The following is a 14,998-nucleotide window of genomic DNA, read 5'->3' on the forward strand; positions in this document are numbered from 1 at the left end:
CGCGTGAAAACTTCACATCGGCAGGTCCACCGACAGCCGGAACCAGCCGTCGGCCGCCACCGCGTCGAACTCGCCGCCGGCCTCGGCGACCCGCGACGCCATGTTGCGCAGGCCCCGTCCGCCGGGCCCGAGGCCGGCCTCCGCCGCGCGCAGACCGTCGTTCTCCACCCGGAGCCGGACGCGGCCCGCCTCGAATCCGAAGGCGATACGCACCTTCTCGGCGGCGGAGTGTCGCAGAACGTTGGTTATGGCCTCGCGGAGGACGACACCGCAGACCGCGTCCACCGGATCCGAAGCCGTCTCCTCGGCGACCTGGAGGTCGACGGCGATCCCGGCGCCGGCCAGCGTCCGCTCCGCGCTGAGCAGCTCGGCGCGCACCGAGGCCTCGGACCCCGCACCGGCGGCGGCGACCAGGGCCTCGGCCCCGGCGGCCGCTTCGGCCGCGAGCCGTCGCATCTCGGTCAGGTGGGTCCGGGCGCGCTCCGGATCGCTGTCGAGGAGCCGCGCCGCGAGCTCCCCCTTCAGCACGATCGTCGTGATGCCCAGCCCCAGCAGGTCGTGCACGTCGCGGGCGACCCGCGTCCGTTCCCGCAGCGCGGCCAGCGTCACCGCGCGGCGCCGCGTCCGGGCCAGCGCGCCCTCGAACTGGACCAGGCGCACCATGCCGTAGGAGTCCGCGCCGATCGCGGCGATGCTCGCGAAGTAGTAGATGACGTCGGCCGACGAGGTGTAGCTGGCCGGTGTGATCACCGCCATCAGCGCGACGGTGCCGGCGGGCAGGACCAGCAGCGCTCCCCAGGTCATGCCGACGCGCCACTGGACCAGCACGATCCCGGCCACCAGGAACCCCGACCCGGCCCACACGCCCGCCGGGGGCGCGGTGAGCACCGCGATCACGACGAAGACCACCGAATAGGCCACGGCACCCACGACGGCCACGACCCGCACGTATGCCGCGACCCGCGAACCGGGCCGGCCGAGCTCGTCCCGCCGCCGGTACAGGGCCACGATCGCACCGAGGATCATCGCCCCGGAGGCGGGGACGAGCAGCGAGGTGATCTGGCCGTCGACGCCGTCGAGCAGCCCTTGGAAGAAGTAGGCGACCAGCAGCAGGTTCAGCGCCACCACGGCGATCAGCTGCCCGCTCAGCGCGCTGCGGACCGAACCGGCGTCGTACGCGCTCGGCGAGTCCGTTTCCGGCCGCGGTTCGGAGTCGGCCGCCGAACGCACCACGGACTGGCACTCCCGCGCCGTCCGGACCGCGGCCGCCACGTCGTCCGCGGCCTGCGAGGACGATGCCGCGAGGCTTTGCGATGCGAGGCTTTGCAATGCGCGGGTAACGTGGTCTTCGACGCTCACCAGCAGACGGCCAAAGACGTCGCGGAGGGTGCGCTCGGCCCGAGAGCGTTCCTCGGCCTCGGCCAGGCGGGCCAGCTCCGTGCGTTCGGTCCGCAGGTCCGCCGCGACCTGTGCCAGCGTCACCAAACTCCAGAACTGGACGCCGTTGTCCACCGGCGCCGTCACCGAATATGCGATGTACGAGGCCTGCGTCATGTGCAGCACCGTGTACGACAGCACCACCTCGCCGGCCGCGACACCGACCGCGAGCGGCAGCCCGGCAACCGGCCCGGCGGTCAGCAGGACGGCGCCGAGCAGGAAGCCCGAGTTGCCGGCCATCCAGTTGTGGCCGAACAGCACGAAGGGCAGGTAGGTGAGCACCGCCTGCGCCGCGACCACCGACCAGCCGAGGACCGTGCCGCGCAGCCGGCGTCCGGCGACGATGTACGAGGCCTGGAGCGCGACCTGCATCGCGAGCAGCGCCACCGTCCACACCGTCCAGCCGACCCCGGCGCCGCCGAGCACGCCGAACCGCACCGTGGCCACGGCCGCGAGCCAGCCCACGACGATCGGCCGGATCGCCCCGGGCCCCGGAACCCGCGACAAGACACCGACGGTGCGCCTGTTCGCGTCCCGCGTCGTGTCCCCCCGTACCCCGGCCATCGCCCCCCGCTCTCCATACGCGCACGTCCCAGCCCGGGTATGAGATTCTCATACCCTCGTGTGTGAGAAAACGAGGGAGCAGCTCATGGTGCGGATAGTGCTGGCCGAAGACGTGGCCCTGCTGCGGCAGGCCGTGCGCGAGCTGCTGGAACTGCGCGGCGACATCACGGTGGTCGCCGAGGTCTCCGCCGGCGACCAGGTGGCAGCGGCGGTCGCGAAGCACGACGCGGACGTCGCCGTCCTCGACATCGAACTTCCCGGCCTGGACGGCATCACCGCCGCCGCCGAACTGGCCCGCACCTCGCCCCGCTGCAAGGTCCTGATCCTCACCGGCCTGGCCCGCCCCGCACTCCTGCGCCGCGCCCTCGACGCGGGCGCCGCCGGCTTCCTCACCAAGGACGTACCGCCGGACACCCTGGCCGACGCCATCATCCGCATCGCCGCCGGCGAGCAGGTCGTCGACCCGCAGCTCGCCCTGGCCGCACTCCGCCAAGGCCCGAGCCCGCTGCGCCCGCGCGAGACGGACGTCCTGCGCGCGGCCGCGACCGGCGCGGAGATCGAGGAGATCGCAGTCCGGCTGGCCCTGTCGGCCGGGACGGTGCGGAACTACCTGACGGAGTGCATCGCGAAGCTGGAGGCGCGCAACCGGGTGGACGCGATCCGGATCGCGACCGAGGCCGGGCTGATCTAGTCGGCAAGTAGATCCCTAAACGTGCAGGCTGCCGGTCAGGATCTCCTTGCCCCAGCCACCACCGCTGACGTACGCGTCGGCGACCGGGATCTGCCACACGCCGCAGCCGTGTGCGTGGCGCAGGCGCCCCGTGCCGCCCGTCACCACGTACACGTACTCTGCGGTGCCCGGGGTCTTGCACAGCGTGCCGGCGGCGTCGATGTGGATCGTCGATCCGTCGGCGGCGGTGAAGTCGCCGTGCTTGTCGATCGGGCCGCAGTCGGCGGTGCCGAAGGCCCCGTAGTGGATGTCGACCTCGAAGTGGCCGACGACCGGCCCGACGCCGGGCAGCGAGGCCCCGGTCAGCGTGTCCGACAGGCAGAAATCGCCGGCCGCGTCGCCGGCCGGGCAGGCGTGGTAGGTGAAGACGCCTTCGAAAGTCGCGTCGACATGCGCTCCGTTCGCAGGCGCGTCGGCCTGCGCGGACGGCATCCCCCAGCACGCCGCCGACAACGCCCCCGCCGCGATCGCCATCGCCGCTCTCCTGGTACGCGCCACTGTTGTCTCTCCCTTGTCCTGCTTGTCCTGGAAAGTGGGAACTGACGTCCGGCCGCCGGTCCAAGGTTGCGCCGGTGCCGCGCGGGCGGTCCAATACTTGATCCGGGCCGGTGCATAAGCGCCGCTTATCAGGCCGCGTCGGAGGGGTCGGGGGCGGAGGGGTCGGGGCATGATCGAGGTCCGGTTGCTGCGCTCGTTCGCGGTCATCGCCGAGCTGGGGTCGTTCACCGAGGCGGCGCGGCATCTGCACGTCTCGCAGCCCGCACTGAGCCAGCAGATCAAGGCCCTGGAGCACCAGCTGCGCACACCGTTGTTCGTCCGCTCCGCCGGCCCGACCCGGCCGACCCCGGCCGGCGAGCAGCTGCTCCGCCACGCGCTCCGCGTCCTGGCCGCCGTCGACGACGCCTCCGACGCGATGCTCGGCCTGGCCTCGGCCCGCACCGGCCGGCTCCGGGTGGGCGTGGTGGTCGGCGGCTTCTGGGACATCTTGCATCCGACGCTGCGCGCCCTCGCCGCGATCGTGCCCGAGGCGCGCTTCCGCATCCGCCAGATCCCGTCCCAGGACCAGCTCGCGGCGGTGCGCCGAGGCGACGTCGAGGTCGCACTCTACCGCCGCATCGCCGAGGAGCCCGAGGACGGCCTGGTCATCACACCCCTGCGCGGCGACCCGCTGATCGCCGTGGTCGCCGCAGACCATCCCGCACTGCGCCCGGACGGCACCCTGCGCCTGGCCGACCTGGCCGGCGAACGCTTCGTCGCCTTCCGACGGGTGTGGATGCCGCTCACCTACGACCGCTGCCTCCAGGCCTGCCACGACGCCGGTTTCACCCCGGACATCGCCGAACACTGTGAGGACCCGCTGACCATGGCGTTCGCCGTCGCCGGCGGAGCGGTGGCGCTGACCGGCGCGGGCATGGCCGGCCGCTACCCCGGCCTGGCCTACCCGCCGGTCACCCCGGTCCGCTCGATCGCCGAGGTGTCACTGGCCTGGCGCCACGACGCCGACAACCCGCTGCTGCCGGTGTTCGCCGAACAGATACTGGCGCACTGCGGGGACCCGGTGCGCTACTGGCAGCCCGACTCAGGCCCGGCCGATCGCCACCAGCAGGTAGCTGTGACCGCTGATGGCACCGACCATGACACAGCAGAGCCCGGCCGCGGCCACTGACGTCAGTACCGGCGCGATCCCGGTAGCCCGTGGGAGGATCAGGCCGGCGACGGCGAACAATTCGCAGACCGCTGCGAACCGGAGCACCGAAAGCGGGAACGGCGTGACGCCGGTCTGACCGGAGGCGATGAGGCGGCCCTTCGACCAGGTCGACTTCAGCGCCCCGGACAGCAGGAACAGCGCAGCGAGCAGGGCTTGGACGCCGCAACCTCGCGCGCCGCGAATATCCGGAACGCCGACACAAGCGAAGCCGTCGGTCTCACTCGTCGTCGGGCAGCAGCGCCACGCGCGTGACGATCCGCGCGATCCGCTCCGCGGTGCGCTCCGGCGAGTCGACCGGTTGCACGATGTTGCTGACCGTCAGGCTGGAGAGCCAGCGCTACTACCGGTGGTGCACGTACCTGTACCTGCCCCTGCAGTACGCGGGACTGGCGACGGCCGCCTGGATCTGGTCCACCGGCCGCCTGGACACCGTGGACGCGATCGGGCTGGCGGTCAGCGTCGGCACCGTCGGGGGCATCGGCATCAACACCGCCCACGAACTCGGGCACAAGAAGGACGACCTGGAGCGCTGGCTGTCGAAGGTGGCGCTGGCGCAGACCCTGTACGGGCACTTCTACATCGAGCACAACCGCGGCCACCACGTCCGCGTGGCCACGCCCGAGGACCCGGCCAGCTCGCGGCTCGGCGAGAGCTTCTACCGGTTCTGGCCGCGCTCGGTCGCCGGCAGCTTCCGCTCCGGCTGGCATCTGGAGAAGGCGCGGCTGGAGCGCTCGGGGCGCAAGCCGTGGACGCTGCGCAACGACGTGCTCAACGCCTGGGCGATGTCGGTCGCGGTCTTCGCCGCACTGATCGCCGTGTTCGGCGTGCAGACCGCGCCCTACCTGCTGATCCAGGCGGTGTTCGGCTTCTCCCTGCTGGAGGTCGTGAACTACCTGGAGCACTACGGCCTGCTGCGGCAGAAGAACGGCGAGCGCTACGAACGCTGCGCGCCCCGGCACAGCTGGAACAGCAACAACATCGCCTCCAACGTGCTGCTCTACCACCTGCAGCGGCACAGCGACCACCACGCCAACCCGACCCGGCGCTACCAGGCGCTGCGGCACTTCGACGACGCCCCGGAGCTGCCCAGCGGCTACGCCACGGTGATCGTGCTGGCCTACGTCCCGCCGCTGTGGCGCAGGGTGATGGACGCGAGGGTGCTGGCGCACTTCGAGGGCGACGTGCGGCAGGCGAACCTCCAGCCGCGCAAGCGGGACAAGCTGATCGCGAAGTACGGGGCGCAGGCGTGAGCGCGTATCAGTGCCCTGTGTGCGACTACGTCTACGACGAGCGCCGGGGCGACCCCCGCGAAGGCTTCCCGGCCGGCACCGCGTGGCCGGACGTGCCGGACGTGCCGGACGACTGGACGTGCCCGGACTGCGGGGTCCGGGAGAAGATCGATTTCGAACGGCGGGACGACACCCTGCACGGCGGACGGCACCGCGGCGAGCACTGGAACGAGGCGATGGAGCAGGGCGCGGCGGCCGCCAAGACCATCGCCGGCGAGCTGACGCCCTATCCGCGCCTGCCATGGTCGTGGTCGGACCAGCACGGCGTGACCATCCAGGTCTGCGGCCGCCCGGAGCTGGCCACCGAGCACGAAGTCCACGGCGACCCGGCATCGCGCGACGCCTCGGTGGTCTTCCGGCGGCGCGGGAAGGTGGTCGCGGTCGTGGCGATGAACCGGCCGGCGGAATTCCGGGCTTTGCGGCAGCTCGCGCTGGCGGCGATGGATTGAGATCGCGCAGAGTTCAAGAACATCTTGACGCGCGGCCGTACCGGGGCAAACATATCGCCCATGGCTGCTGATCATGACCGCCTGGTGGTCGCCGGCATCCGACGCTACGGCCGGCTGCCGGCCCGGCCCACCGTGGTCGACCCGCTGGCCGAGTATCAGGGCCTGGCGCGGGCGCGGCGTCGGCTGCGCCTGAAGGAATGGGTCGGATTCACGCTGCTGCACCCCGAGGTCCATTCCTCACTGATCTTGCAGGACGCGCACTACCTGGCCAGTTCCGAGATCTACGTCTACGACCGGACGGCCACGGTCCTGCACCAGCACGCCGCGAACGCCCGCGGCGGCTCGCTGAACCTGCCGCACAACCTGATGGACAACAGCTGCGCGATCGACCGCCCCGGCTACCACGTCGCCTACGACTTCTCCGAGCACACCGGCCGGCACCACATCAAGGTCGACGTGGCCGCGACCGGGGAGGCACCGGCGATCACCGCCGACCTCACGCTGGACGCCACCGCGGCCAGCGCGCCGCTGTCGGTGAGCTCGCGGCTGCCCGGCGGCCAGATGTACACGCACAAGGCGCTGTACCCGGTCTCCGGGACGCTCCAGTTCGGCGACACCTCGGTCGCCTTCTCCCCCGAGCGCGACCTGGCCGTCCTCGACGAGCACCGGTCGCTGCTCCCGTACCGGACCCGCTGGGTCTGGGGGACGTTCGCCATGCCGACCGAGGACGGTCCGGTCGGGGCGAACTTCGTCAACCGGCCGGAGATCATCGGGCAGCCGGAGGAGTCGTGCCTGTGGACGCCGGGGACGTGCGAGGCGCTGGCCGATGTCCGCTTCCACAAGCAGGGCGGGGATTCGACCGCGCCGTGGCTGATCACGTCGGCGGACGGCCGGCTGGACGTCGTCTTCACCCCCGAGGGCCGCAAGACGGTCCGGCACCGGCTCGGGGTGGTGGCGATCGACTACTTCCAGATGTTCGGCCGGTACGCCGGGACCCTGCGCGCCGAGGACGGAAGCGTCATCGTGGTGAAGGACGTGCACGGCGTCTGCGAAAGCATGGACGCGCGGATGTGAGCCGGTAGTATTCGGGATGCGTGGCCTACGCCGAACCTCCGACGGCCGTCCCCAGCACGGCCTGACACCGGAGGCAAAGGGACCCACCGTCTCAGGTCGCTGTCGAGGTGCCGCCGTTCCGGGCGGATCGCTGGGGGATCACCGCTCGGGGCGTGGAAGGCCGAGGATGACAGCGAACAAGAAGTTCAAACAGCGGGTGCGTGCCCGCGCCGCCAGGACCGGCGAGTCCTACACCGCTGCCCTTCGGCACTTCCGGACAGCTTCAGGAGGAGCTGGCATGTCGGAACACAAGCCGGACCACAAGCGGATCCGGGTGGCGGTCGCGCAGACCACGCTCGTCGACGACCCGCGGGACGTCGCGGGGCTGCGGGGCGCTGGAGGCCAAGTACGGAAGCTGATGCGGGAGGCGCACGGAGCCGGCGCGCGGCTCGTGCTCTTCCCCGAGGGCGCCATGTGCGCGCCGAACAAGCGGGTGATGTCGTCCGTCCCGGACGAGGTGGGCCCTTCGGACTGGTCCAGGTTCGAGTGGGACGTGCTGCGCGAGGAGTTGGGCGAGATCGCGGCGCTGGCCGGGGAGCTGCGGCTGTGGACGGTGCTCGGCTCCGTGCACCGGCTGACTCCGCCGAACCGGCCGCACAACAGCCTGTACGTGATCTCCGATCGCGGCGAGGTGGCCGGCCGGTACGACGAGCGGCTGCTGTCCAAGACCAAGGTGACGTACATGTACGCGCCGGGGGCGACGACGGTGACCTTCGACGTGGACGGCGTGCGCTTCGGCTGCCTGCTCGGGATGGAGGTGCACTATCCCGAGCTGTTCGCGGCATACGAACAGCAGGGTGTGGATTGTGTCTTGTTCGCGACGACCGGCCCCGGCCCGTCGGAACAGTCGCAGTCCTTCGCGACCGAGGCACAGGGCCTCGCAGCGGTGAACAGCATGTGGGTGGCGTTCGCGGCGCCCGCGGCGCTGGGTGCTGTCACGCCTTCGGGCCTGCTCGGGCCGGACGGGACGTGGTCGGCGCGGTGCGAGCCGTCCACCGCGGCCGCCGTCGCGATCGGGGAGATCGACGACGGCGCGGCGGAGGTCGAGATCGCCGTGCGCCACGCCCGGCCCTGGCGGCAGGAGGCGCGCGGCGGGTTGTACGAGGAGCATCGGGTGGTGGCGGATCCGCGCAGTGAAGCGCGGACCGCCTTCTAACGCGATGCCCGGACAGCCTGAACAGGCCGGCTAGCCGCTAGGGAACATTCGGCCGAGCAGGCGTGCTCTCCTGCGCCGGCATGCTGTTGGACGTCGGCAGCGGATAGGGAATCCCGACGTCCAACGTGCCGGCCAGCGCGTTGAGCACCGCCTGCTCGGCCACCGAGGTGTCGCCGATGGAGACCACCGGCAGCGTCGGGAACGCCGGGTTCGCCGGCGCGGTCAGGTTCAGGGCCCCGGTGAAGTCGCCGGTCACGCCGCGGCGCCAGGCCGACAGGTTCGGCACCTCGACGCCGAAGCGGGTCTCGATGAAGCGCAGCACCGAGGTGTGGTCCAGGGTGCCGGAGTACTTGTAGCCGCCTGCGCTGAACGGTGAGATCACCAGCGCCGGGGTGCGGAAGCCCAGCCCGATCGGGCCGTCCACGCCGCCGGCGGCCGAGGGCAGGGTCGCCAGCCACTCCCCGGCCGTGCCCTCCGGCGCGGTCGGCGGGGCGACGTGGTCGAAGAAGCCGCCGTTCTCGTCGTAGACCACGAACACCACGGTCCGGGCCCAGACCTCCGGGTTGGACACCAGCGCGGCCAGGACCTCCTGGACGAAGTACTCGCCGTAGTAGGGCGGCGCGGCCGGGTGCTCGCACTGCGCGACCGGCGGGATGATCCACGACACCGCCGGCAGCTTGCCGGAGGCGATGTCGGCCTTGAAGTCGTTCGGGTAGTTCGGCGTCAGGCCGCGGCCTATCAGCTCCAGGCCGGTGATGGAGAACGGGTTGTCGTAGTTCTTGAAGTACGGCAGCGGGCTCAGCGCGAGCAGGCCGATCGGGTCGTTGTAGACCTTCCAGCCCACCCCGGCCGCCAGCAGCCGCTCCGGCATCGTCTCCCAGTTCAGCTTGCCGGTCTCGCCGATCCGGTTGCCGAACGTCTCGACCACCGGGCCGCCGTGCGCGCCCTCGGGGTCGATCGAGGCCGACATCAGCATCAGCCGGTTGGGGTCGGTCGGGCCGAGGACCGAGCAGTGGTAGCCGTCGCAGATCGTGAAGGCGTCGGCCAGCGCGTGGTAGAACGCCAGATCCTGGCGCGTGAAGTAGCCCATGGTCACCGGGCCGTTGGCGGCGCCGTCGGCGGCCAGGTGCGCGGTGACGAAGGAGTCCATCGCGCCGTTGTTCCAGCTCTGGTGCTGCGTGGCCCAGCTGTGCGAGACGTCGTTGGTGGTCTGCCCGTTCTCCAGCGGCGGGTTGCTGACCAGCTGGAAGGGCTGGAGATACCCGGTCGCGGAGGCGCCGATGCCGGGCGCGAACCCGAACTGGTCGAACACCGGGTACTCGGTCCCGCCGACGGTCTGCGTCGGCACCGCCGGGTCGGAGAACCCCCGCACGCCGGACAGCGTCCCGAAGTACTGGTCGAACGAGCGGTTCTCCTGCATCAGGACCACGACATGCTCGACGTCGCTCAGACTCGCCGCACCGCTGGCCGAGGCCGCCAAGGCGGTGTCGAGGATCTTCTTCTGCGCGTCGCTGGGCTGCCCGTGCCCGCTGCTCGCCCCGACACCGGCCAGCGCGGCCGCACCGAGCGCACCGGCGGATCCCGCGATCAGGTCCCGGCGGCTGAAGTCGGGCTTTTCCGGACGTGCGGATGGGTCGCTCATGGAGTCCTCCGTTGCTGACGGTTCCGATGGCAGCGCTACGCGTCAGTAACTTAACGATCCGGGGCGTATTGACAAGCTCTGCGACCGGTCGAAACGGCGACGATCCGGTGAAAAGGGGCCGCCGGCACACCGCCGGCGGCCACGGCCCACGCAGATGGAAGCGGAATCGCGGCTATGCCGCAGGCGCCCTGGTCGCCGCCGCGACCGCGTCGGTGTAGAGCTCAGTCGTCAGATCATGGTCGGCGATGCCCAGCTCCACCAGCGCGGCACGGGCCAGATCCAGCGCCGCCGACAGATCCGCCTCGGCCTCGGCGACGGTCTCCAACTCGACGAACGTCCCCTCGATCTCGGCCACGGTGACGACGGTCGCCAACAGATCGCGCCCACCCTGGCGCCACCGATAGTTCGAGCACTGCTTCGACAAGGCGATCATCGGCCGGTACCCGAGCCCCAGCACGATCGACTCGGCGACATCAGGATCGCCGACGGTGGTCTCGTACTCGGGCTTGGACCCGCTGGCAGCGTCATGCGTGGGCTTCTTGAACGTCAGCAGATTCCGAACACCGGCATCGGTCTCGACGGTCCGGATGCGAAGCTCATGCCCGGCCGACGCGAAGGTTCCATCAGGACTGTCGAAGTAGCGGTCGTGATACACGGCCGACTTGCGCTCGGCGCGCTTGTCCAGCGCGGCCAGCAGCGCGGGCACGTCGCGGACGCGGGCCTTCAGCTCAGCTTCGATCGGCATGATCGCGCGTTCCCTCGTCCTCCCAGGCGAAGTGTTCGGCCGTCTCGGTCATCTCCCGATGCGGGCGGCGGAAACCTTTCCTGGGTGTTCGAGTATCGCGAGGGGGTGACGGAACCGGCGTCACACGACCGAGTGGACTTCGCGCGGGATTCGGTCGCCGAAAAAAGACCAACCAAAAGAGGCCCCTCGCTGACAGCGAAGGACCCCAAGGGCGGAGGCGGAGGGATTTGAACCCTCGATGGGGTTTAAGCCCCAAACCGCATTAGCAGTGCGGCGCCATAGACCGGACTAGGCGACGCCTCCAATAACCCACCCCCGCCGGATCACCGGCGGTTGTACGGTCGCCGATAGCGTACCCGGTCGTCTCACCGTAGACAAAAGCCTTTGGCTCCGTGCTCCCGGACCTGGTCGCGGCCCTGGTGCCGGGCACGCTCGGCGACCTGGCGGGCGACGGGGCCCGTGGCGCGCCGGGGCACGGGGCGGCGCGCCGGGATCTCGCGGGCGGGGGAGACGGGCTCGGGGTGCTTGTGGGATAGTCGCCTATCGGTGACCATCGCCACCTTTTCTTCCTCTGCCGTCGCCTCTGGTCGCGGCGTGGGACGGGATGGTGGGCCCGGGGGCGAGTACCTGTCGCTCGCCGGGGTAGTGGCGCCTGACGCACGCCACGAGGAGGGCCACGGCTGGATGGACCGTTCACCGGTGCGGGGTGTCGCCCGGTTGGCGGCGATACTCGACTCGCTGCCCGAGGCGCTGCTGCTCGTCGACGGCGGCGGTCGTGTGGTCAACGCGAACGCCGTGGCTGTGGGCTGGTTCGAGGCGCCGGGTGCGCCGTTGGTCGGCCGGCCTGTCACTGATCTTCTGTCCGGGTTCGGGACGGCTTTGGCGCGCGTCGCCTCGCCCGACCCGACCGCCGGGGTGTGGACCGATCCCGGTGAGGCCGGGGTGGGTTCGGTGTCCGGCGGGGATGCCGGGGTGCCCACGCGGATGGTCGCCAAGCTCGCCGACGGGTCGGGGTTCCCGGCCGAGGTCGTGCGCTCCTTCCTGCCCGCCGGGCACGGTGGCCTGGAGGTCGTGGTGGTCCGCGACGTCTCCGGGACCGCCGACGCCGAGGCCGAGCTGCGCCGCCAGCAGCGGCAGACCGAGCTGATCCTGCGCGCCGCCAGCGAGGGCATCGTCGGGGTGGACACCGGCGGACGCGTGGTGCTGGTCAACCCGGCCGCGGCGCGGGTGCTGAAGTACCGGGCCTCCGAGCTCGGCGGGCTGGAGTTCGACGCGCTGATCGGCGGGTCCGCCCCGGGCGAGCCGTCGCCGGTGGCCGACACCCTGCGGACCGGGCGCAAGCACCGTCTCGGCAGCGAGGCCGGGCTGCACCTGGTCGCCAAGGGCGGCGGCGCGGTGCCGGTCGAGCTCTCGACGGCGCCGGTGATGGAGGACGACGCCCTGGTCGGGGCGGTCGTCACCTTCGTCGACCTCTCGCGCTTCCGGCTGCCCGCGATCCCGACGCCCCAGCAGAACAACGGCCACCCCGGCGTCGGCGCGTTCAGCGGAGCAGGGGCCTTCAACGGAGCGGGCGCCTTCAACGCGATGATCGGGGCCAACGGCGCCGGTGCCGGCGTGGGCGGCGAGTCGCTCAGCGCCCTGCAACGCCCGCTCGACGCGGCCCGCAACGGCCTGGCCCGCCTGGCCAACTCCGGCGACGCCCTGACCCCCTCGGCCCGGCACCAGCTGGCCCACGTCACCGCCGAGCTCGCCGAGGCCGCGCGCCTGGTCGAGGAACTGCTCGACGCCGCCGCCGGCCCCACGGGCCTGCGCAAGCGCCCCGCCGAGCTCGGCCGGATAGTGCACGCGGCCACCGACGCCGCGACCGACCTGGCCGGCGCGGCGGGCATCGACCTGGCCGTGCACACCGGCCCGGCCGAGGTCGTGATCGACGCCGAACGCATGACGCAGGCGGTCCGCCACCTGCTCGTGGACACGGTCCAGGCCTCTCCCCCGGGCTCCACGGTCGTGGTCGCCGCCGCCCGGCGCGGCCCCATCGCCCGCATCGAGGTGCGCGGCGCGGAGGTCGCCGGCGTGCCCGAGCACCTGAGCTTCGCGCGCACCGTCGTGGAACGGCACGGCGGCCAGCTGACCGTGCACCGCGTGGACGGCAAGGGCGTCACCTATGTGATCGAGCTGCCGGTCGGGCCCGAGGGCGAGAACGAGCTGGCCTCCGGCGCCCCCGCCGCCTCGCGCAACCTGGTCGAGGAGACGCGGATCATCCCGATCGTCCGGGAGATCGAGCCCGCGGACCCGTCCGGCATGCAGGGCGGACCCGGCGGAGCCGGCAACCACGGCAGCCGGCGGCGCATCGACTCCGCGGCCGCCACGACGACCACCATCCCCCGGCAGATCGCGCCGATGGAGGAGCTCGGCTTCGGCCAGGCGCTCGCGGTCCCGACCGGTGCCTCGTCCGCCTCGGCCGGCTCGTCGGGCTCGTCGGCCGGAACCGGCGCGGCGTCGGCGGCCAACGGCTCGGGTGGGCTGGCGCCACCGGGGCCGGGAGCGGCGGCCGGATCCGCGCCGACCGAGTCGGCGGCTCCCCGGGGACGCCGGCGGGCCGCACAGCATCAGACCTCCGACAACTACCTGATCCAGCACGTCGAGCCCGCGGCCGACGCGATGCTGCGCACGTCCGGCTCGTACCAGGACGAAGCGGCGCTGGCCACGTCGGGGAACTTCACCCCGGAGGCGCAGCAGGCTGCCTCGCTCTACGGCGACTCGATGTTCCGCGAACTCGACGGCGGCGACTCGCGCTTCGGCGGGCCGCGCGCGGTCGGATCGGGGAGCCTGTACGGTCCGGACCCGGCGCAGCCGCTGTTCCGCGACGAGGTCCCTGGCGGCGACCCGTCCGCGTCCAGCGCCACGGCCGGCGGACGGCGCGGACATCACTCCGACGGGGGAAACCTCAACGCCCACGACGAGGTTTTCCCCGGTGTCGGGTTCCCGCCGGTCGCCGCGCAGGCATCCGCGTCCTTGCAGCCGCCCGCGCCGTTGCAGCCTTCCGCGCCCTTCCTGAGCGACAAGGCACCGGCCCCGTCGCCGTTCGGCGAGGTGCAGGGTTCGGCGTTCGGAACCGGCGCACCGCAGCCGCCGGCCCCGTTGCCGGCCCCCTTGCAGGCCCAGCCGCCATCCCCGCCGCAATCCCAGCCGCCCGCGCCGTTCCTGGCCGACGCCGGCAACGCCTCGCCGTTCGGCGCGCTCGCACCGTCGCCCTTCGCGGCCCCGAAGCCGGCGGCGGGCGAGCCGCAGGCGTGGCCGAACCCGGAGGAGCCGGATCCGGCGGGTGTGGACGCGTGGCCGGCGCCGGGTGCCGACCGCGAGGTCCCGCCGACGCTCCTGGTCTGGCCGACGCCCGAGGCCGGAGCCGAGCAGGTGCTGGCTTCCCAGGGCTACGCGCCCACCGCACTGAAGGCGCCCGCGCAGTTGAGCGAGACCGGGACGACACGGCCGGTGGCCCTGCTGGCGGACCCGGTCGGGGTCCCGGTGACGCGGGCCGCGCTGCACACGCTGCGCGCGGCGGCGGCCGACTCCGGCATCCCGCTGTTCGTGACCGCCGGGCTCGGCGCGGTTCCGGCCGCGGCGATGTCCGCGACGGCACGGCGCGGCGCGGACCCGTCCGCGCTGCTCAGGGCTCTGACACCGGAGCAGGTGCCGGCCCCGCGGGTGCTGCTGATCGAGGAGAACCCGGATCTTGCGGCCAGCTTCGCGATCTCGCTGGAGCGCGACGGGATGCGCGTCATCCAGGCCCCGAGCGAGAACGACGCGATGGCGGCCATGGTCGCCGAGCATCCGCAGCTGATCGTCATGGACATGTCGCTGGTCAAGCGGCGGCGGTCCGGCGTGGTCGACTGGCTGCGGACGTACGAGCGGCTGCACCTGGCTCCGATGGTCCTCTACACCGTTCCGGCGGCCATAACGGATCCCAACACGCTGCGCGCGCTTCGCACCGGCGAGGCGCTGGTGCATCTGGTGGACCGCGAGGTCGGGCCGGAGCCGGCGCAGCGGATCGGCGACCTGATGGGCAAGATCGTGGACTGAGACGGCATGCGCCGCCGACGCGACAGACGACGTCGGCGGCGATGGTCCGTCAGCGCTCCCGGCAGCGCCCCGTCAGTGCTTCCGT

12 protein-coding genes, 1 tRNA gene and 1 pseudogene are annotated in these 14,998 nt (G+C 72.1%); 8 read left to right on the plus strand and 6 right to left on the minus strand.

The genetic code is table 11. The features are described 5' to 3' along the window. Window positions 1-12: 12 nt before the first annotated feature. The gene (locus ABIA35_RS42170; protein WP_370361717.1) at window positions 13-1,944 is read right to left on the minus strand and encodes a sensor histidine kinase; all 1,932 of its coding nucleotides are present in this window, start codon (window positions 1,942-1,944) and stop codon (window positions 13-15) included. 142 nt (window positions 1,945-2,086) lie between these two features. Here ABIA35_RS42170 and ABIA35_RS42175 point away from each other — a divergent pair, with 142 nt between their 5' ends. Next, window positions 2,087-2,692, plus strand: a complete 606-nt coding sequence (locus ABIA35_RS42175) for a DNA-binding response regulator (RefSeq protein ID WP_370336630.1) — start codon at window positions 2,087-2,089, stop codon at window positions 2,690-2,692. Between the two features lie 15 nt (window positions 2,693-2,707). Here ABIA35_RS42175 and ABIA35_RS42180 read toward each other — a convergent pair whose 3' ends face one another. Next, a complete protein-coding gene (locus ABIA35_RS42180) occupies window positions 2,708-3,205 on the minus strand; it encodes a hypothetical protein (protein ID WP_370336628.1) in 498 nt (165 codons plus the stop codon). 193 nt (window positions 3,206-3,398) lie between these two features. On the opposite strand from ABIA35_RS42180, the gene ABIA35_RS42185 reads away from it, so the two are divergent. After that, a complete protein-coding gene (locus ABIA35_RS42185) occupies window positions 3,399-4,397 on the plus strand; it encodes a LysR substrate-binding domain-containing protein (protein WP_370336626.1) in 999 nt (332 codons plus the stop codon). Here the strand turns inward: ABIA35_RS42185 and ABIA35_RS42190 are convergent. After that, window positions 4,311-4,622, minus strand: coding sequence for a DoxX family protein (locus ABIA35_RS42190; RefSeq protein ID WP_370361754.1), 312 nt, complete (start codon window positions 4,620-4,622; stop codon window positions 4,311-4,313). The two genes, ABIA35_RS42185 and ABIA35_RS42190, sit on opposite strands and share 87 nt — an antisense overlap. Window positions 4,623-4,744: 122 nt before the next feature. Here ABIA35_RS42190 and ABIA35_RS42195 point away from each other — a divergent pair, with 122 nt between their 5' ends. The 5 genes and pseudogenes from ABIA35_RS42195 (at window position 4,745) to ABIA35_RS42215 (ending at window position 8,446) form a co-directional block, all read left to right on the plus strand. Then, entirely contained in the window at window positions 4,745-5,689 is a 945-nt protein-coding gene (locus ABIA35_RS42195; protein ID WP_370361755.1) for an alkane 1-monooxygenase, read from the plus strand. Continuing rightward, window positions 5,686-5,847 (plus strand): annotated as a pseudogene (locus ABIA35_RS42200) (rubredoxin); the annotation flags it as partial. The gene ABIA35_RS42195 and the pseudogene ABIA35_RS42200, both read left to right, overlap by 4 nt. A gap of 15 nt (window positions 5,848-5,862) precedes the next feature. Further along, window positions 5,863-6,177: an oxidoreductase C-terminal domain-containing protein gene (locus ABIA35_RS42205; RefSeq protein WP_370361757.1), complete on the plus strand. Its 315-nt coding sequence runs from the start codon at window positions 5,863-5,865 to the stop codon at window positions 6,175-6,177. A gap of 60 nt (window positions 6,178-6,237) precedes the next feature. Further along, window positions 6,238-7,251: a DUF2804 domain-containing protein gene (locus tag ABIA35_RS42210; protein ID WP_370336624.1), complete on the plus strand. Its 1,014-nt coding sequence runs from the start codon at window positions 6,238-6,240 to the stop codon at window positions 7,249-7,251. A 166-nt stretch (window positions 7,252-7,417) separates the two neighbouring features. Continuing rightward, window positions 7,418-8,446, plus strand: coding sequence for a carbon-nitrogen hydrolase family protein (locus tag ABIA35_RS42215; protein ID WP_370361718.1), 1,029 nt, complete (start codon window positions 7,418-7,420; stop codon window positions 8,444-8,446). A 37-nt stretch (window positions 8,447-8,483) separates the two neighbouring features. Here the strand turns inward: ABIA35_RS42215 and ABIA35_RS42220 are convergent, their stop codons facing one another. From ABIA35_RS42220 to ABIA35_RS42230, 3 genes are all read right to left on the minus strand, one after another. Beyond that, window positions 8,484-10,088: an alkaline phosphatase family protein gene (locus tag ABIA35_RS42220; RefSeq protein WP_370361719.1), complete on the minus strand. Its 1,605-nt coding sequence runs from the start codon at window positions 10,086-10,088 to the stop codon at window positions 8,484-8,486. Window positions 10,089-10,260: 172 nt separating this feature from the next. Further along, window positions 10,261-10,833 (minus strand): class IV adenylate cyclase, encoded by a 573-nt coding sequence (locus tag ABIA35_RS42225; protein ID WP_370361720.1) that lies wholly within the window; start codon window positions 10,831-10,833, stop codon window positions 10,261-10,263. Between the two features lie 212 nt (window positions 10,834-11,045). Beyond that, window positions 11,046-11,136 (minus strand) — tRNA-Ser (locus ABIA35_RS42230). Window positions 11,137-11,517: 381 nt separating this feature from the next. Between ABIA35_RS42230 and ABIA35_RS42235 the strand changes: the two genes are divergently transcribed. Further along, window positions 11,518-14,913 carry a PAS domain-containing protein gene (locus ABIA35_RS42235; protein WP_370361721.1) on the plus strand — a complete coding sequence of 1,132 codons (3,396 nt, stop codon included), beginning with the start codon at window positions 11,518-11,520 and terminating at the stop codon, window positions 14,911-14,913. The last annotated feature ends 85 nt before the right edge of the window (window positions 14,914-14,998 follow it).

This window comes from Catenulispora sp. MAP12-49 (assembly GCF_041262705.1).
Classification (GTDB): Bacteria; Actinomycetota; Actinomycetes; order Streptomycetales; family Catenulisporaceae; genus Catenulispora.